17 protein-coding genes are annotated in these 19088 nt (G+C 45.4%); 10 read left to right on the top strand and 7 right to left on the bottom strand.

Going from position 1 to position 19088, the window contains the following annotated elements:
* The first annotated feature begins 7 nt into the window (after positions 1-7).
* Entirely contained in the window at positions 8-694 is a 687-nt protein-coding gene (locus MKZ13_RS30530; RefSeq protein WP_339180673.1) for a hypothetical protein, read from the top strand.
* 144 nt (positions 695-838) lie between these two features.
* Here the strand turns inward: MKZ13_RS30530 and MKZ13_RS30525 are convergent, their stop codons facing one another.
* Positions 839-3133, bottom strand: coding sequence for a 5'-nucleotidase C-terminal domain-containing protein (locus tag MKZ13_RS30525; protein WP_339180672.1), 2295 nt, complete (start codon positions 3131-3133; stop codon positions 839-841).
* A 263-nt stretch (positions 3134-3396) separates the two neighbouring features.
* On the opposite strand from MKZ13_RS30525, the gene MKZ13_RS30520 reads away from it, so the two are divergent.
* Complete coding sequence (locus tag MKZ13_RS30520) at positions 3397-4359, top strand: endo-1,4-beta-xylanase (RefSeq protein ID WP_221820079.1); 963 nt, start codon at positions 3397-3399, stop codon at positions 4357-4359.
* A 136-nt stretch (positions 4360-4495) separates the two neighbouring features.
* On the opposite strand, the gene MKZ13_RS30515 is transcribed toward MKZ13_RS30520, so the two are convergent.
* The 3 genes from MKZ13_RS30515 to MKZ13_RS30505 all read right to left on the bottom strand — a co-directional run bounded on the left by MKZ13_RS30515 (position 4496) and on the right by MKZ13_RS30505 (position 9135).
* Positions 4496-5656, bottom strand: coding sequence for an MFS transporter (locus tag MKZ13_RS30515; RefSeq protein ID WP_339180669.1), 1161 nt, complete (start codon positions 5654-5656; stop codon positions 4496-4498).
* Between the two features lie 310 nt (positions 5657-5966).
* Positions 5967-7307: a glycoside hydrolase family 30 protein gene (locus tag MKZ13_RS30510; protein WP_339180667.1), complete on the bottom strand. Its 1341-nt coding sequence runs from the start codon at positions 7305-7307 to the stop codon at positions 5967-5969.
* Between the two features lie 310 nt (positions 7308-7617).
* A complete protein-coding gene (locus MKZ13_RS30505) occupies positions 7618-9135 on the bottom strand; it encodes a leucine-rich repeat domain-containing protein (RefSeq protein WP_339180665.1) in 1518 nt (505 codons plus the stop codon).
* 380 nt (positions 9136-9515) lie between these two features.
* On the opposite strand from MKZ13_RS30505, the gene MKZ13_RS30500 reads away from it, so the two are divergent.
* The 7 genes from MKZ13_RS30500 (at position 9516) to MKZ13_RS30470 (ending at position 15583) form a co-directional block, all read left to right on the top strand.
* Complete coding sequence (locus tag MKZ13_RS30500; RefSeq protein WP_339185477.1) at positions 9516-10406, top strand: diacylglycerol kinase family protein; 891 nt, start codon at positions 9516-9518, stop codon at positions 10404-10406.
* A 147-nt stretch (positions 10407-10553) separates the two neighbouring features.
* The gene (locus MKZ13_RS30495; RefSeq protein ID WP_076213731.1) at positions 10554-11471 is read left to right on the top strand and encodes an aldo/keto reductase family oxidoreductase; all 918 of its coding nucleotides are present in this window, start codon (positions 10554-10556) and stop codon (positions 11469-11471) included.
* 271 nt (positions 11472-11742) lie between these two features.
* The gene (locus tag MKZ13_RS30490; RefSeq protein ID WP_221820075.1) at positions 11743-13125 is read left to right on the top strand and encodes a transcriptional regulator; all 1383 of its coding nucleotides are present in this window, start codon (positions 11743-11745) and stop codon (positions 13123-13125) included.
* 240 nt (positions 13126-13365) lie between these two features.
* The gene (locus MKZ13_RS30485; protein ID WP_017691550.1) at positions 13366-13536 is read left to right on the top strand and encodes an aspartyl-phosphate phosphatase Spo0E family protein; all 171 of its coding nucleotides are present in this window, start codon (positions 13366-13368) and stop codon (positions 13534-13536) included.
* Between the two features lie 99 nt (positions 13537-13635).
* Positions 13636-14016 carry a GntR family transcriptional regulator gene (locus tag MKZ13_RS30480; protein WP_036611682.1) on the top strand — a complete coding sequence of 127 codons (381 nt, stop codon included), beginning with the start codon at positions 13636-13638 and terminating at the stop codon, positions 14014-14016.
* A complete protein-coding gene (locus tag MKZ13_RS30475) occupies positions 14013-14888 on the top strand; it encodes an ABC transporter ATP-binding protein (protein WP_339180660.1) in 876 nt (291 codons plus the stop codon). The genes MKZ13_RS30480 and MKZ13_RS30475 overlap by 4 nt, the downstream gene beginning before the upstream one ends.
* Positions 14885-15583 carry a hypothetical protein gene (locus MKZ13_RS30470; RefSeq protein WP_339180657.1) on the top strand — a complete coding sequence of 233 codons (699 nt, stop codon included), beginning with the start codon at positions 14885-14887 and terminating at the stop codon, positions 15581-15583. Before MKZ13_RS30475 ends, MKZ13_RS30470 begins: the two co-directional genes overlap by 4 nt.
* Before the next feature lie 167 nt (positions 15584-15750).
* On the opposite strand, the gene MKZ13_RS30465 is transcribed toward MKZ13_RS30470, so the two are convergent.
* The 3 genes from MKZ13_RS30465 to MKZ13_RS30455 all read right to left on the bottom strand — a co-directional run bounded on the left by MKZ13_RS30465 (position 15751) and on the right by MKZ13_RS30455 (position 18231).
* Entirely contained in the window at positions 15751-16269 is a 519-nt protein-coding gene (locus tag MKZ13_RS30465) for a hypothetical protein (protein WP_237178005.1), read from the bottom strand.
* A 50-nt stretch (positions 16270-16319) separates the two neighbouring features.
* Entirely contained in the window at positions 16320-17093 is a 774-nt protein-coding gene (locus MKZ13_RS30460) for an isocitrate lyase/phosphoenolpyruvate mutase family protein (protein WP_339180650.1), read from the bottom strand.
* Positions 17094-17178: 85 nt separating this feature from the next.
* Positions 17179-18231, bottom strand: a complete 1053-nt coding sequence (locus tag MKZ13_RS30455) for a trifunctional transcriptional activator/DNA repair protein Ada/methylated-DNA--[protein]-cysteine S-methyltransferase (RefSeq protein WP_339180647.1) — start codon at positions 18229-18231, stop codon at positions 17179-17181.
* A 304-nt stretch (positions 18232-18535) separates the two neighbouring features.
* Here MKZ13_RS30455 and MKZ13_RS30450 point away from each other — a divergent pair, with 304 nt between their 5' ends.
* Complete coding sequence (locus MKZ13_RS30450) at positions 18536-18913, top strand: LysM peptidoglycan-binding domain-containing protein (protein ID WP_221820068.1); 378 nt, start codon at positions 18536-18538, stop codon at positions 18911-18913.
* The last annotated feature ends 175 nt before the right edge of the window (positions 18914-19088 follow it).

Here is a 19088-nt window from a genome sequence, read left to right as displayed (position 1 = left end):
TGGATATGTGGCACGAGAGGGTAAGACGCGATGGTTAATAAACATTGTACTGACGGTTAGTTTAGCCGGTTGCTCGGCCCCTTTTACCAACTCACATGAAGGCGCAGGAAACAGGCTGTCGCCAGAGCGGATGGAAGAATTGAGGAAGGAATACCCGCTATCTACTGACACCCCGGTGATGATCAATATCAGAGAAGTAAGTTTCAGAGAGATCATGGATTTTGCGGACTCCGTTATTGTAGCAGAGGTTGAGAGTAGCCTTCCGAATTTTAGCGTGGATTTGCCTGCCGAACCGGGCACGCCTGAGGGTGATTTTGCAGAAAAGGATCGGGCTGCTGGTCTTGTACCCTACAAGCCTGAATTCATTACTTACAAGGTGAAGGTGGATAAGGTTGTAACAGGTGAGGATGTAGGAAAGGATACTTTTTTATTTTACAACGCTGACTTCGCAGGTGTGGAGCCTGAACTTAAACCAGGTATGAAGATTATCGCTGTAGTCAAAAAGGGGACGACCGGAGAACAGCAGGGAGGATATTCATTCACTCGCTACGGCACGTACTATATTGTCGATGATGACTACGTACTTGCCGCCTACGAGGGGGAATCGGAGGAATTGCGTGATTTTATGGAACAAACGAATGGCATCCAGCTGGACGCTTTTATGGATAAAATCAAGAACCAACCACAAGGCTAAATGACTTCATTCCCCTAGAGCAGTAGAGGAAGGGCCATAATCCTAACCATTCGTTTAACATAACAAAGGGCGATCCCGACCATGATATTCATGGGAGAATCGCCCTTTTTCTTTTTCGTTAAGCGTGGTGCGTCACGATTGTATCTATTTCAAAATACTTACATATTTCCCATATACAAATGCTACACGTCCATCCAGCTTCACTTTTACCCAGCCATACTTGTCTGTACTGATCACCTCAAGCAGGGTGCCCTTTGGTACCGCAGCAACGACCTTCGCTTTGGATGAAGCGCCAGCGCGTACGTTCAGGTAAGCCGCAGTAACCTTGGCTTGTTTGCCTTTGATGACAGTTCCCGGTTTATCAGTGCTTGGTGTGGATGGTTTACCAGGTTTCGACGTGCCTGGAGTTGGTGTTGGTTTTGGTACTGTTGGCGTTGTCGGCTTCTCAGGTGTAGGAGTAGTTGCTCCCTCACCACTACCTACTGCTTTGCGAGCCTTGTTCAGCTGCTGATAGAATGCTCCCTTGTTTTTCACGCCTGCGAATTGTGCTGCACTCACACCTGCTTTGGCAGATAGTGTATCAATCTCTTCTTGAGTCACCGCATCCAAAATGTTAATGGAGGCAATGTTGGTGTACTTGCCATCTTCCGTTGTTGGCACAGACATGATGCCATTGTTAACTAACTCCACCACATCTGCACGCTCCGGTGCAGTCAGGTCTACGCCGGTGATTTTCCAGTTGCGTTGAATCTTCGGTTCGTAGACACCTTTCATGACATCTTTCAGATAGGCGATGGACAGGTTGCGAATCGTGCCTTGAATCTCACCAAATGCCGAGGCATCCTTGGAGGACCAGAGCTGCTTGAACTTGCGACCTTCCATGGCGCCGCCTTTGGCAATCAGGGCTTCCATCCGGTAGGCATTCATACCGAGCTTCAGCGTATCGTCTTCTTTGACAACGGATCCATTGCTGTACTTGAGATTTGTAATCCGACTACCGTATGGTTTGGTCAGGTCAATCTCATATGTTACGCCGCCGAAGAAATCATCGGTGCTGTATTTGGAAGCACGTCGTTTCGGATCAAAGCTGACGGTCACATCACCCGGGCGTGTGGAGTTGAAGTACCCCGCAGACCACTCCATATAATCCATTAGATCGCGTCCGGTTACTTCATATACGGTCACTTCACCAAAGGTGTATTGGTAGTTGAATGCAATATCCTTTTTCTTAATCGGGCCTACATCCAGCTTGGCTTTGTCGTTATCAATCTGATGCGCGACCACATCGGCATCACTGTAATGCAACATCACTTCGGTGAAAAAATCAGACAAAGGTGTTTCCTGGATCTGCACCGCAGGGATACCCTTAATCTCATCAGAAGGGACCAGGTTCGTTCCTTTGAGTTCAGCCACTTCAATGTTGGCATCGGCACGAGCGAACTCGTGGAATGGGTGCAAAGTCTCTTCCAGCGCAGGATCGGAGACTTCATACGTTCCGTCTGCTGCTTTTACAGCGAGTGCTTGAGCTTCTTTGCTTTTCAGCACAACTTTGTCGCCGTCTTTTTCAAATGTCAGATCGATTCGTGAAATATGTGAGCCATATTTATTCGGTTCGGAGATCAATACGCCGTTAACCGTTTGGGATTCAATCAAAGTATGCATGTGTCCGGCAAAAATGGCAGCCAGCTCCGGGTTGGCATTGGCGATATCCGTCACTCCGGTTCCCGGATTACCGTTCTCGTTGTCCAATCCCATATGCATGAGTCCAACCATGACATCGACTTTGCCTTTCAGCTCAGCAATGGCCTTTTTGGTCTCTTCCACAGGATCTTTGACGATGATGCCGTCCAGGTGATCCGTACCTTTTTCAAATTCGGTAGTCATAGGTGTGTTCATTCCGATAACACCCACTTTGATTCCGTCTTTCTCGATAATCGTATAGGCAGGCATGTAGCGGTCGCCGTTTTCTTTGAAAATATTACCCACGAGAGGCTGTCCATTGAATTGGGAAGAGATTTTCTCCAGTACGTCCAGTCCAAAGTTAAACTCATGGTTACCCATAACCCATGCGTCATATTTCATTTCGTTCATTGCAACCATCATGGGAGATTGAGGTTGATCATTAAACAACTCAGCCGAGTTATCCTGAATCATGTCTCCTGCATCCAGCAGGATCGTATTGGGATTCTCCGCACGGACTTTTTTCACAATGGTGTAGAGCTGTGTCATGCTACCGGTTGGGTTTGGACCGTCCAGAGCATAGTCCCACGGCATGAATCGACCATGTATATCCGATGTACCCAGCAACGTAATCTTGGTCTCCTTGTCTGCCTCAGTAGCCTGAACCGGAGTGGAAGCAAAAGGGGCGAACAAAATGGAGGCACATAAGAGGAAAGATAAAGGCCATCCGGCGAAACGTTTCGTTGAAATTTTGCTCATGTTGTAATCTCCCTTGTTATCTAGTGTGTGTAAAGATATGTATCATTTCATACTAGATAAACATGCGGTGAATGTAAACTCCAATGTAAGAGGTTATGTTGGATTTATGAGAGTGAATCTATAAATAGCTTCAAAAAAAGCACTTAATTCTATTTTCTTTACAATAAAATACTATAATTTGACAGGTGTTAAAAACCAAAATTATCCAGTAAAATGATGTTTGTAAGCGCTTAACAAAAAATGAATACTAAGGAGGAAAATCATTGATTAAGTCTAAGTGGTTCAAAACAGTCGGCTCATTGGCATTGGTAGGGATTCTCGCTGCTTCTGTTGCGGTTGGCAGTGTGAGTGCTGGTTTGGCGAAAGGTAGCAAATTTCTGGGCAATATTATTGCCAACCAGGTTCCTTCGAATTTTAACCCATATTGGAATCAGGTAACTCCGGAGAACTCTACCAAGTGGGATGCTATTGAAGGCACACGCAACGTAATGAATTGGGGCCAGGCGGACATGGCCTACAACTATGCTAACAATAACGGATTTCCGTTCAAATTCCATACGCTCGTATGGGGAAATCAACAGCCAAATTGGATTAACAGTCTCTCAGCCGCAGATCAGAAGGCTGAAGTGACACAATGGATTAAAGCCGCAGGACAGCGGTATTCGAAGTCTGCCTTCGTTGATGTGGTGAATGAACCTCTGCATGCGAAACCATCCTATCGCAATGCCATTGGTGGAGATGGGGCAACGGGTTGGGACTGGGTTATCTGGTCATTTCAACAGGCGAGACAAGCCTTCCCTAACTCCAAATTGTTAATTAATGAGTATGGTATTATCGGTGATCCCGCTAAAGCGGACCAATATATCCAGATTATCAACCTTTTGAAAAACAGAGGTCTAGTTGATGGTATTGGAATCCAGGCGCATTACTTCAATATGGACAACGTTTCTGTGAGCACGATGAACACAGTATTGAACAAGCTTGCAGCGACAGGGTTGCCAATCTATGTATCCGAGCTGGATATGACAGGTGACGATAATACACAATTGCAGCGTTATCAGCAAAAATTCCCTGTGCTGTGGAAACACTCTGCTGTTAAAGGTGTGACGCTGTGGGGTTACAACCAAAATCAAACCTGGCAGGCTGGTTCCCACTTGGTCAATAGCAACGGTACAGAACGTCCGGCTATGCAATGGCTGAGAAATTACCTGGCGAACAATCCTTAAGCTTGCGTTTTGACAAGTCTGAGCTTCCATGTAAATCGGTTGACTATATAACACCATATAGCGCCTGTTCCACATGTTAAACATGGGAATATGGCGCTATTTGTATTAATGCTTTGTCTCAACAGTGTTCGGAAATTTATGGTGCAGGGAAGCATTTAATTTTAATCCAAACCAATACAAAAGCGATCAGTGCAAAGATCATTCCGCTCCAGATCAGTTGATGTATTCCTAGGTTCGCGATGAACCAGCCGCCGATAGCAGTACCCAGGGTAATACCTAGGTTGGAAAAGGATACATACAAGCTGTTGCCGAATTCAGGTGCATCCTGCGCTTCAGCGGTTAACCAGGTTTGGCTTACAATCAATCCTCCTGAATGCACGGATGCCCAGAGGATGACTACAATAACCATCCACATGAAGTGGGGACCGGCCCAATAGACGAGTGCGTAAGCTGCTACATACAGCAGGGGGAACATGAGGACAGTGCGGACCACGCTCCTACGCAGAAACTGTCCAAACCCCAAATTTCCGATGATCATGACGACACCAAAGACAGTCAGCATGACGCTGATCCATGATCCGCTCATGTGGGTGACCTGTCCAAGATACTCGGCGAAATAACTGTACACGGAGAACATGGCGGCGAATATAAAAATGACTGCGGCAACATTTAGCCATAATCCAGGTTTGCGCAGAATACCGAGTTGCTTGCCATAAGACATCTTTTCCTTCACGGGCATCGAGGGTAGCCAGATCCATATGCCGATCAAAGCGACTACACTGACCAACGCTCCAAACAAAAAGGCGATTTCGAGGGATAGGCGTTCAGCAAGATACGATGTCAGTGGCACGCCAAAGGCAAAGCCAGCGGTAACTCCGGTAAATACTTTGGCGACGGCCTGACTGCTTTTCTCTGCCGGAACAAGTTGGGCACTGGTGACCAGGGCTACGGAAAAGAAGACGGGATGGAATAACGCGGGAATGATACGGAAGATAAGCATGGTATCAAATGTTGTGGCGTAGGCATATACAACGTTCGAAATGGCAAACATCAGCACAGCGGCTAAAAGGATAATTTTGCGATTCATCCCGGATGCCAGTAAGGTGAGAAAAGGACCTGCAATGGCTACAACCAGCGCAAATATACTCACCAGCCAACCTGCCTGTGCAGCCGTAATGTTGAATTTATGCGCAACCTGAGGAAGTACCCCCACGATTCCCATTTCTGTTGTAATAATCCCGAATACCCCGAGTGCCAGCATCAAGATAAGGAGTGGATTGACCTGTTGTGATTTCATGCAAAGCGTACCTCCAATAAATTTAAATATAGAGAAAAGTAGATATATTATGTCGAAATGAGCCTGCCTTGCCTCCTATAATATAATGGACATGAGAGTAAGTTCTCTGGATTACATTATATCTAGATTTATAGATTTGTAAATATAAAAGGTGAAACGTCATATCTTTAATTCGTCTTCAGCTTGTGTTCTACAGGAGTGTTCATGGTGACAATAAGCATGGTCTGGCTCATAAAAAATAACGCCGGCTCAAGGAATTCCTGAGCCTGACGCTATTGATCTCTATGCTTTTAACGATGTGTTAAGTTGTTTATTTCGGTTGAATAACCATGCTGTTGAATGAATCGGCTTCCAGCTTCATGTGCAGGGTCTGTCCTTCTTCAAGGGTTAGATACAGGTCACGACGATCCTGGAATGGATTGTTGATGACAATGACGAGACTGTTATCCGGGTTGCGGAAAGCGACGGATTTACCGCTCCACGCGCCAGACAGGCCGACTCTTCGAGCACCAGGAATAATATGATGTGCGAAGTGTTTCATCACATAATACTCAGGGTTCCGAGTAACCTCCTTATTATCCGGATCTACGGTGATCATGGAGTTCTGCTCCCAGCCCCATGTGCTGCGGCCTTTGGGTTCCAGAACCATGTTCCAGTAGATGTACGCGTTCACTCCGTTGCTGAAGTAATGCTGGTAGAGATTAAATACATATTTGGCGTAGTTCCATGAGTTGTTGCCATCACCGCATTCGTTCTCAGTCTGCATATAACGCAACTCCGGATAACTGGCCGAGGTACGTTGAATGGCATTTTTGCCTGCCCATTGATACCCAACACCTTTGATATAGGAATAGGCCTTCGGATCACTCAGGACAAGCCCGGCGTACTCATCGAAGTCATTTGTTTTTTTCTTGATCAATTCCTCCCATGGATCAGGGGCGTTGATCGTTCCCAGCCAGATCTCCGTATCCAGACCTTGTTTGTCAAAAGCCGGGCCCAGATAATCGGCGATGAACTCACGAAGCTGCTCGCCTGTCCACATGCAGGAAGGGAATTTCTGATCTGCAATTACTTCGTTCTGCACATGCACCTGATGGATGGTAATGCCTGCGTCACGGTAAGCCTGTACAAATTTTACAAAATACAGGGCGTAGGCCTCCAGAATATCTTTCTCCCAGCGCAGTGTCCCATAGTTATAGGCTTTGGGCGACTTCATCCACGTTGGCGGACTCCATGGCGAGGCGAAGAATTGCAGATTCGGGTTAAAACTCAGAGCTTCCTTGATGTAAGGAATCAGGTATTTGAAATCACGATTGATCGAAAAATGTTCCATGGCCACGTCGCCGTCCACCTCGTTGTGGCTATACCACTGCTCCGCATAATCACTTGCGCCGATGGGCAGGCGACAGATGTTAAACTTGTGCTCACCCTCCGGATGGAAGAGAGAATGGAATACCTCATGGCGCTGCTCCTCATTCAAGTGGGACACAGCCATATAACCAAGCTCGTTGAAACATCCGCCAAACCCTTCCACAAGTTGGTGCTGTTCACCTGTTAGTTTTAAGTTGGCGCTTTCATTCGTCGGTACAAAAGATAGTTCTCTCCACGGGTTGTCTTGGGTTGTGGAATAACCAGTGAGCGTGAATGTCATGTGAATTTCCTCCTCGCTTGAACTTCAACTGTCATATATATTACGTTCAGTATAACAACTCCCACGGCAAAAGAAGATATGCTAAACCGTGTGAAATTTACCCTAATCCAAGATAGAGCATCACGAGTTCGTATTCGCACAGACAGATCGTATGCTGTATTTACTTGTGATCGGCGATGTCCATATACCATTATCCAATGTCATAATACAACTGTCATGGCACAACAAAGTCCCCGCTGATCGTTCAGACGGGGACTTTGGCTATACTTCTCATATTCTCTTATGGCTGAAAATGAACGTGAGACACAACTTAAGGCTGTACACTCTCACCAAGCTGTTTATTTTCAAAAATCAGAATTGTTTTGCTGCTTCCGATGTAACCAACAGAGGTATTGAATTGCTCCGAGATGAAGCGTACCGGTGCAAAAGCTTTACCATTTTTCATCAGAAGAGGAGCATCATTGATCGCAAGCGTATCATTCACGGCAACTTGTTTGTTACCCACGCTCCAGCGGATGGTCTTATCATGCTGTGTGATCACGGCTTCGCGCGTACCGCTGTTCCAGTTCACACGGGCGTTTAACTGCTCCGAGACAAAACGCAGAGGCACATAGGTGCGCCCTTCATCGATAAAAGGTGCAGCATCCAGTGCATAAGCACGATCCCCGACATAGGCAGTGGTGGATCCTTCAATCAGACGTTGGAAGCTGCCCTGCGGCGTTCGTTTCTGCTCCCGCACATTCATCTGGTTCAGAAGCTGCATCGTATGACTACCACTCACAACATCCAGATAATTATTCTGCACTGTGAGTCCGGCAGGCTCAACCTCTGAGACAGACGTTTGAATACCCGAGGATAACGAGGTAGACGCCGAGATATCCTGTATAACATTTGTCGCTGACTGATCACGGGTAAACGTAAAACCTGCAATCGGTGTGAGATCCCACACCCGGTTGTTGGATAATTTTAACACGTCCAGGCTGGAAAGCTGCCGTAAAGGTTCCAGATCATAGATCTGATTGGATTCTGCATTCAACTCCGTCAGCCCAGTCAGTCCCTCAAGCCCTTTGAGGTGCTGTACTTGGTTACCAGAGATATCAAGTGTCCGAAGGCGTGTCATGTGCGCCAGTGGTGTCAGATCCGTGATTTGGTTGCCTGCCACATTCAGATTCCGCAGTGTATTTGGCAATTCAGCCAGTACGTCCAGCGTCTGAACCTGGTTGTTAGCTATGTTGAGTTGTTGGAGCCGGGTTTTACCCATGAGCGGTGTCAGATCGCTAATGGTATTGTTCGAAATCTCAAGCCACTTCAGTGCATCCGCATCCGAGAGGGCCGCAAGACTGGCAATCTGGTTACCGCTGGCGTGGAACGTATGTAATCGGTTGAACCCACGTACAACCTCTATAGAAGAAATGGAATTATTGCTGATATACAGCCGTCCCAAGTCTTTCAATTCAGTAAGTGCGTCTATGGATGTAATGTAATTATTGCGAACATCGATCTCGCGAAGCTGGGTTAGGTGCTCCAGCGGTGTGAGATCCTCAATCTCATTCCCATATAATCGGAGGTGAGTCAGATTGGTTGCATATTCGAGACCGGACAGGCTGTGAATACCTGCATTGCTCAGATCTACCACCTCAAGCTGCTCCAGATCCGTTGAAGTTAAGGGCACATCCAGAGGTTTGTTCAGGATTAGCTTCAGTCCGTCCTCCAAAGCAGGATCTTCAATGATTCCCTCGCCCAAGTCCGTGGTTGTGTAAGCCATGGCTTGCCCCGATGCCCAGAGACTCAGGATGAATACTAGAAATAGTAGCGTCATTCTTCTCATTGCATGCATTCCCTCCGATTTTTAGAATTATAAAATAATCCGAACAGATTGAGTTAGTTAAGTATAGTATCTACACGATAACAGCGACCGGAAGGTTGTTCTGCCCACGGAGTGTTCAGTGTGAATTGAAGAGTTTAACATATGCAGGTCCGGCTCAAAGCACATCTATAGTTATTAACCCGTCAACGGGAAAAAGGAACAAGGAATTTCGTAATATGTATTTCTCTACTTCTATTCTATATGAAACAAACCCTGCTCTGCACTCTTCAGAGACATGTTTATCAAAAAAAATAAAACATCTCCCGCAGACCCTATTCAACCCACCCTTGAAACGGGTAAAGATGAAGTAAAGATGCCATTTTGGAGGGGAAGATGTGAGTATGCGCCAAGCCATGATCATTAGTAATCCATCGTCAGGTAAGGAAGAGGCCGAGCAGTATGTGTCCCAAGTCAGAGAAATTCTGGAGTCTCAGCAGTATGAGGTGGTGGTTAATGAGACGGCGGGGGAAGGTGATGCCACCAACTACTGTTTGAGCGCCTGCAAAGACGGCTGTGATCTGGTCATCTCCATCGGAGGCGACGGTACACTGCATGAGACGATTAACGGCATGATGGATCAGGATCATCGTCCCCGATTAGGCGTTATACCGCTAGGTACGGTGAATGATTTTGCGCGTGCGCTGAATATCTCGCTTGACCCGGAAGAAGCCATTAGGCAGTTACGTTCGAATCAGACCCATAACGTGGATCTGGGGAAAATCAATGATCGCCTGTTTGCCAACGTTGTGGCTGCAGGTTCTTTGGCAGAAGCTTTGTTCTCCGTATCCTCGGAAGAAAAGTCGAAGTTGGGATCATTCGCATATCTCAAGGAAGGCTTGAAAGACCTGGTGAATACACCAGCCAATCATCTAACCATCGAATATGACGGACAGCTCTGGGAGGGGGAATCGCCACTTTTTCTTGCGGCGCTGACCAACTCGGTCGGAGGATTCGAGAAGTTATCCCCGGATGCAGAGGTGGACGATGGTCTGATACATTGTTTTGTTGTTCGTAATATCAGTGTGTTCAACAGTCTGACCCTGGGCACCTCCCTGTTATTTGGTAGTCTGAAAGACCATAAGGACGTAGACTATTTTACAGCCAAAGAAGTTCATGTTCGCTCAGACGAAGCCATTCGCACCAATGTAGATGGGGAAGAAGGTCCTGCCCTGCCGATTCATATCCGTGTCCTGCCAAGGCATATTGAGGTCATTATACCGGAAGAAGTATAGTTTATTCTTTTGGATCTATAGGCTGGAATGAAGAACCTATCATTTCTCCATATGAATGTAGGATAAAGCTATTGAAACCGATTGCAGATATATGTCACAATCAAAGGTAAGATACACGATAATATTCGAATATGGAGGGAAAACATCTTGAGAACGATTAAATTGGGCAGCAGTGCACTAGAAGTACCTGTAGTCGCGGTGGGCTGCATGCGGATTAATTCACTAGACGGTAAGGAAGCCGAACATTTTGTTCGTTCTGCAATGGAGGTTGGCGCAAATTTCTTTGACCATGCCGACATTTATGGTACAGGAACATGTGAGGAGATCTTCGCCGAAGCAGTACAGATGAATCCCCAAGTTCGTGAAAATATGATTCTTCAATCCAAATGTGGTATCCGCAAAGGCATGTTTGATTTCTCCAAAGAGCACATCCTGAATTCAGTCGATGGCATCCTGCAACGTCTGAAAACGGAATATCTTGACGTTCTGCTGCTGCACCGTCCAGATGCATTGGTTGAGCCGGAGGAAGTGGCTGAAGCCTTTGATCAACTGGAGCGCGAAGGTAAAGTGCGTCACTTCGGGGTATCCAACCAGAATCCGAACCAGATCGAATTGTTGAAAAAATACGTGAAACAGCCACTGGTAGCCAATCAGTTGCAGATGAGTATTACCAATACGACGATGATTGACAGTGGCATCAACGTGAACATGGAGAACGACGCTGCGGTTAACCGTGACGGCAGTATCCTGGATTATTGTCGTCTGCATGATATCACCATTCAGCCGTGGTCCCCGTTCCAGTACGGATTCTTCGAAGGTGTATTCCTGGGTAGCGACAAGTTCCCGGAATTGAATGCAAAGATTGACGAGATTGCTGCGAAGTATGACGTGAGCAATACAACGATTGCAATCGCATGGTTGCTTCGTCACCCTGCACAGATGCAACCTGTGACAGGCACGATGAATATTGAACGTCTGCAAGACTGTGTAAAAGCAGGAGATGTTCATCTCACTCGTCCAGAGTGGTATGAAATTTACCGTGCGGCAGGTAATATACTGCCTTAAATCCAAGTTATAGTGAGCATACTGACTGCTGAGTCAGTTGAGGACACGAGCCCGTGGATGGCTCGTGTTTTTTGTCTATTTTCAGGTTTGATGCCAGACGTGTTTCCGATATAAAATAAGGATATGATTGTCCGTTTCATAAAAGGATTAAAATGGTTTTAATACAAATTAGTTGAAATTATCATATTGACCGATACTTTCTAATTACATATAATTACTTTGCATACCGATAATCCCGTTTATGTTTTTTATTTTGGAGGGTGGTGTTCGTTTGGAGTCGACAACCACGATACGCGATCACTTGGAAAGTTATCTGAAGCGTGAACAGATGTCCATTAGTCATTTTTCGGAAACGTCAGGGATTAATTCGGGTACGCTCAGCAATATTTTGAATAAAAATCGGCCAATTGCCATGCAGCAGTTGGATCGCATTACTTCCGCCATGAGACTGGAAGAAGGTTACTTCTATGAGTTATACATAGATGAGTGTTTTGTGCACGCGACCCCGGACTGGCGAAGACTGGGACCCTTCCTTCATCGCTGTGCCGAGTTGGACAAATTGGACTGTATTGAAGAGGTTATTCGTCTAATGATGGATAATCTATCTTATATTCCTTTGTTATTTGATGTGGCTGAAGAATTCTACCAAGCGGGTAAATTCAAACCGGCCATTCTTCTATATGAGAACATTGCTGAAAGCGAGAAAATGCAACATTCCGAGCGGCTTGCACTCTGTCAGTATCGACTATTCCGGTTGGGACTGACCAATGATCAGCAGCGGAATCTGATTATTGCAGCACGGTTCGAATATTATGTGGATCGGCTGGATGAGCGCTATCAATTGGATGCGCTTAACGAACTAATTAATGCATTTGGAGCGTTGCATAGATGGAACAAGGTTCAGGAGTTATCTGAAAAATTGAAAATAAAAGCGTCCATCCATTATGAGATGAATGGCCGAAGGAAACAAGAAGAGACCAAAAGACCAATTGTCTTCTATATTCTGTACTCCGATCTAGCTGCAGGAAGTGCCTGTTATCATTTGAAAGACTACACTGGGGCACTTAAATATGTTTCTTTATATTCGGATAATCACTGGGTGAAGAACCCGGATAAAGATGAAATCGTTGTTATGAATCAGTTTCAGGAATGGGCTGAAGCGAATCGATATATATATCATTTAATGGGTGGTCATTTTGAGGTGTTACCTGATTATCTGGCGTATATCTCGACGAAGGAAAATGAGATATTCCCAGCGCTGTGTGATATTGTAACAGCGGCTAATCGTTATGATAAGGATATTGATCATGTTCTCAAACAGTATGAATCGTACTTCACTTATCAGGAACAGAGCAACCGAATTGGCAAAGTGAGCAGACAGGTTACGGATGATCGATATTTACGACTTTTAGCAGATTTAGGTGCATATTATTTAAAGAAAGACGAGTTCCATTTAGGGATAGAATTTGTTCTGGATAGTTTGAAATTTTCTATTGAAATTAGCAGTGGACGAGGTATGCTTAGAGGTGTCGGACTGTTTGAGCAATACCGGGAATTTGCATCTGAGACGGCGAAAAAGCAATACAAAATGATAATTAGTGAGGTGCAGAAACTCAATGAAGAGAAAGTTGGCTTTGCTGATAGCTACCTGTAGTATCGTTGTATTCATCGTAGCCCCTGCTACGGAACCTGTCCCAGGCAAGGAAATCCCGAACCCCGAAATTATGAGACCGGCTGATCATGGATTTGGAACTTAACAAAAGTAAAGAGCGCTTCTGATTTATTCAGAAGCGTTCTTTTTTTGTGTATCAAAGTGGAAGAATAAGTATGTCGTATCTCACATGCGCTTTTGATTGGCATAATACACTAAAATATGACAAAAAGGAGGGATACTATGGATCGCCTGGATTTGATATCACGGATCGAAGATGCCAGACAGTTGTTATATCGCATGCATATGGAATACGGCAGTCTGCTTCATCCGGAAGTGATCCAGCAATCCGTAGTCCTGGACGGGCTTATTAATCAATACAACAGAGCCAAGGTAGGAAAAGCGATGAATTAAGTTCGCCTATTTACATTTGAGTTTTTGTATACTATAGTTAGTTACATGAGTAACTAACCGACTAACTGACTAATGAATACGTATGAAAGTTGGAAGCACATGAAATCGACTTTGGATGAATCTCAGCCTATTTTTCATCAGATTGCCACGATGATTATGGACGATATTGTAGAGGGCAGATTGAAAGTGGAAGAACAGGTTCCCTCAACCAATGAACTGTCACGTTTCTACAATATCAATCCGGCTACAGCCCGCAAAGGACTGCAGGAACTCGTGGACAAGGGGATTATATACAAACAGCGAGGTGTTGGAATGTTTGTTGCAAAGGGAGCAAGAGAAGCATTGCTCGTTGAACGGAAACAAGATTTTTATGAAGAATACATCAAGCCTTTACTTGAAGAAGCCAGACGGATTCACATGAATGAAGACATGATCATTGATCTGATTCGCGGCAAGAAGGATAAGGAGAGTGAGTTATGATTCATATGGAGCAGGTCAACTACAGCTACCAGAAGACGCCCGTTCTGAACCAGGTTACGCTACATGAGAGTGAGCCAATCATTAGTGCAATCTGGGGAAGAAATGGAGCGGGGAAAACAACCATGATGAGTTTACTGGCAGGGCATAACCGCCCGGACAGTGGAACCGTTCAGATCATGGGTCAAGACCCCTATAATAATCTGGCTTCCCAAGAGCATCTGTGTTACATCCAGGAGAATCATCCCCTGGGGAAAAACTGGACAGTTAGTGATATGGTTCAAATGGGACAATATTTTCATCCGCAGTGGAAACAGGATTTGGCGGAACGTTTAATCGATGTGTTCGAACTACCGGCGAAGAAGAAAATCATTAAATTTTCGAAAGGCATGAAGACTGCTGCCCAGATTATATTGGGTCTTGCCAGTAATGCAAAGATAACCATTCTGGATGAACCCACCAATGGGCTCGATGCTGAGAAGCGTAAATTCTTCTATAATGCGCTACTGGAAAGTTATGAAGATAACCCGCGTATGATTCTGATATCCAGCCATCACATTGAGGAGATTCAGCCTTTATGTGAGTCTCTTATCGTTTTGCAAGCCGGAGAGGTGTTGTTAAATCAACCGATGGAAGAGATGCGTGAAAAAGGGATTCTTCTAACAGGGGGAATTGATGATATCAACCGAGTCACAGCAGGTGCTAAAGTTATAGAGTCTTCCCAGATGGGATCAACTGTGAAAGTGATGATTGATGAGCCCTACTCGAAAATGTGGAAGGATATCGCTCATTCACAGGGGCTTTCTATTGAGAAAGCGACATTACAAGATTATTTGGTTAACAGAACCCGTAATCAAGAGGGGGTTAAACCATGAACGCAGTAAAAGGTACAAACCGACTGATTCGCGATGATATGCGTTTGTTTCTGACCATATTTTCATCCATCGCTCTAATGCTCACCGTTGTATATTTGGCCATTGGCTTCATATTTGATGTCTCGTATGCTACGCAACTGTTTGGTCCCATGTACGGAGGGATATGTGCGTTTGCCATCGGGGGAATGATTACACTGTTTCCGGTTGCGATTGGTATGGGCAGTACACGAATTCAATTTATGAAATCCTTCTATATGAACTCGGTATGGATGGTTGCAGGCACCATGGTTATTCTGCATGTGGCGTATTTCCTCATACACCTGCTTCAGGGAAAAGGAATTGTTGACGTAACCCTTTATCAACCGGGCATGTTGTATTCAAGCGAATATCATTTCTTATCCTACCTGTGGATCGATCTGATGTGCGGCTTTCTCGTACTGGGAATCTCTGTCTTCCCAACGGTTTGTTGGATGCGCTTAGGGATGCGTAACTTCTTCATTATGTTCTTTGGGGTAGGCTTGGTCATTACGCTGATAATTACATTGGGCGATCTTGGTGAGTTTATGTTGTGGATTGCTGGGATCAATCGCATGACATTGTTCACCGTTCTGGGATTCATTGGTGGTGCGCTACTACTCTCTACGTACCCGATGATGAAGAATGCGCCGCTTACCATGAAATCCAAAAAAGACTGACAGGAAACAGTTATAAAGGAACTGGGCAAGGAATCTAAGCGAAACTTTCTGTAAATATGAAAAACACGAGTGCGAACACGCCTCGTGTTTTTTTGTATCATATTAAATCACTGAATATACCTATTCAACAATCTTTGTGCGGAATTCCAAACTGAAATGTGTATGAGTTAAGCCTGAGCCTGCGGTTTGAATCCTTCGTCTTTGAGGTACTCGCCGGCTTCGCTACGCGTTTCAAAAGCCATATCCAGGTTATCACCGGAATATACATACCACATGTCATCTTCGTATTTTAAAGTCAGCGTATGTCCATCTTCATCGATCCACGTTCCGCCACCCGTAGAGGTTGTAGACAATGCAGGAGCAGCAGCTTTTACTTGTTCTGGCTCTTGGAATTCAGCTGCGTTGGGATTGTGAGACATCGCTTGGATCGTTTGATCTAACAATGTGCGCAGATCTGTTTCGGAGTAATCACGAATATTGACGAATCCTTTAGCATCGGTCTCATAGTTAGGCAGTAGTCCTGCATAGATATAACCGTTTCCGTTAGGGTGAATATGGAGAGCAACAATTTTTTTATCATACGCACTATCCTCGTAGTGGAAATTAACTCGACCGAGAGAAACATCTTTGCGTTGCAGTTGGGGATACGATTGTAACACTTCAAGCTTTTGTTCCACGTTAAGCATAATTGCCTCCTGTAAATGTTCAATAGAGGTGATTATAACATGCCCTCCTGTTAATTTCCCGATAAAATGTTTCTCGCCAGTTCTTTCAGGTGTTCCATAACTTGCAGATAGGGATAAGGCCCATAGCTTACACGTGCTACACCCAGTGTGGCAAGCTGTTTTGGTGAAGGCTCAGGAGACGTAACCATGACGTTAATTGGCAGTGGTGAACGCTCACATAATTCCTGAATCAGTTGGTGATCCTGCAAACCGGGTACAAACAGACCACTGGCTCCTGCATCTGCATATTGACTCGCACGTATAAGTGCTTCCTCCAGGAGGGAGTGGTTATGGTGTTCAGGTTCATGTTGCAGGAAAATATCTGTGCGGGCGTTAATGAACAACGGTATGCCTGCTTGCTCCGCAGCTTCCCGGGCGGCGGACAATCTCGGACATTGCTCCTCCACAGTGTACAATCCCAAGCCAGCGGGAAGTTGATCTTCCATGTTGATTCCTACAGCACCATGATCGATGACTTGCAGGATATTTCGCTTCACTTCTGACACAGACCTCCCATACCCTCCCTCTATATCGATCGTTACAGGTAGATCCGCACTCGCTGTAATCCTTGCAAGATTGGCAAGCACCAGATGGAATGGCATGGCTTCACCATCGTGTTCACCGTGGGCCGCAGCAACGGACCAGCTTCCGGTAGCAATGGCCGTTGCTCCAGCGGATTGAATGGCTTGTGCACTTCCGGCATCCCACACATTGACCAGAACAAGTGGTTTTCCTTTCACATGGTATTGTTGGAACAACGCTGCTTTTTCTTCTAAAGTACTCATATTATGATGACTCTCCTTTGTTATATCATGCATTTCTTTGGACATTTGATGCGTATTTCATTACTTCATTACTTCATTCTGTTTTTCAGCTACCCTGTTTTTGTTTCTCGTGAGTCAAAAGCCAGTTTTTGCGAGTTAATCCCCCGCCGTATCCGCCCAGCTCACCACTGGCATTGATTACACGGTGGCATGGAATCACAATCGCAAGCTGATTGGCTCCATTCGCCTGTGCCACAGCTCGGCAAGCAGTCGGTTTCCCCAGTGCATTTGCAATCTCCTGATAAGACCTCGTTTCACCAGCCGGAATGGCCAGCAACTCGTCCCACACACGCTTTTGGAATGGTGTTCCTAAACAGAACAACGGTGTGTCGAATGCTGTCCGAATACCTTGAAAGTACTCGTTTAGTTCACGCTCAATGGACTGGATGGGAGGTGTAGAGCCGGGTACAATCGCTGATTTGGTTCGTTTGCGCAGACGCTCAACTTCGCGTTCCAGACCTCTGCGGTCCACAAATTCCAGTAAATATAGCGACTCCTCATCAGCAATAGCCATCATCGGGCCGAGGCGGGTGTCAATCCAGGACGCTTTTAGGATATGTCCTTCATCGACTTGTGTAGGGGCAGCACCCATGATCCGTGAAAAGGCATCGCGGAAGCCGCTGCTTGATTCATATCCGGTAGATAATTGGCTATCAATCACGGTGCGTCCGGAGCGAATATTTTTCAGGGCAAGTCCCATGCGGCGAGCGCGAGCATATTCTACAAAGGTCATGCCGAACCGCTTCTTGAATTGTCGGCGAGCAGTGGATTCGTCGATGGAGAGGGCCTTGAAATCCTGTTCTTTCCAGCGTTTCTCCGGATTTTTCTCCACAGCTTCCACTAATATGCGAACGACATCGGATACTTGGTTAGGGTGAGAGAGCGGACGACAGCGCTGGCAAGGGCGATAAGAGGCCAGAAGTGCCTGCTGAGCCGTCTCATAGAATTCGCAGTTTTCGAATTTTGGCTTTCGCGCCGGGCATGTGGGACGACAGAACACACCCGTGGTTCGGACCCCAACATAGAATAAACCCTCGTATTCCGAATCCTTGGCCACAAGCGCCTCGTAATATTGTTCCTTTAGATCAGCAGAAATCATGGGGCACGTCCTTACTCATTAGAATCTTTATCTATAACCTATTATAGAAAAACGTTACAGCAAGCATCGCCGAAAATCAGGCATGAATATTGGATAGATTAAATCGGATATAACATTGAAATTCGGTTGTTCAGAATTTGTTTAGAGTGAACTGGTAGTATAGACCTATCAGGGTAGGGATACTTAGGCAAAGATACCTATACAGTGAAAAAGTGAATTATTGATCATTCATTGTTATAGGAAAAATACATAGGTAAACATGAAATTAAAGATTAGCGGAATGAAAGTCTGGAGGTCGACTAGAATGAGATATTCTACGTACAAAAGTATTTATGAGTCCGTTTATACCAAAACGTCCGAGTCTCGCACCGTGTATGTTAAAGATCAATTCATGCAGCGTGTGAAGGCGCCATCTTGGCTAATGAAGATCGTCACTATAACTCTAATTATAATCATAGGGTGTAGTGCTGTATTCACTGCATTTGCCGGGGATGAGCAATTATTATCGGGTGACCAGATCGTTGTATCTCAGGGAGATACACTGTGGGGCATTTCATTGGCATATAAACCTCAGCAGATGGACACTCGTGTGTATGTAGAAGCAATCAAGAAAGTGAACAAAATCGAGCATAATGCCATCCAGATTGGACAAGTGTTGGTCTTGCCTGGGTTTGATCGATAAATTAAACAGTGCATGACGTCATGAACAGAGTTCTTTTTTTACTCATCGAGGTGCAGTTACATACTGAATTTATTAATCATTTACATATAATGGAGCTTCATGTGGGACGATATGGTGTAGTGATTAGTAAGTAGTATGTTGGATATACGTGCTGTAGATAGATGAAGGGAGAATT

It is taken from the genome of Paenibacillus sp. FSL R5-0701 (assembly GCF_037973995.1).
Lineage (GTDB): Bacteria > Bacillota > Bacilli > Paenibacillales > Paenibacillaceae > Paenibacillus.
The sequence above is the reverse complement of the archived record's forward strand: the minus strand, read 5'-3'. Positions and strand labels throughout refer to the sequence as shown.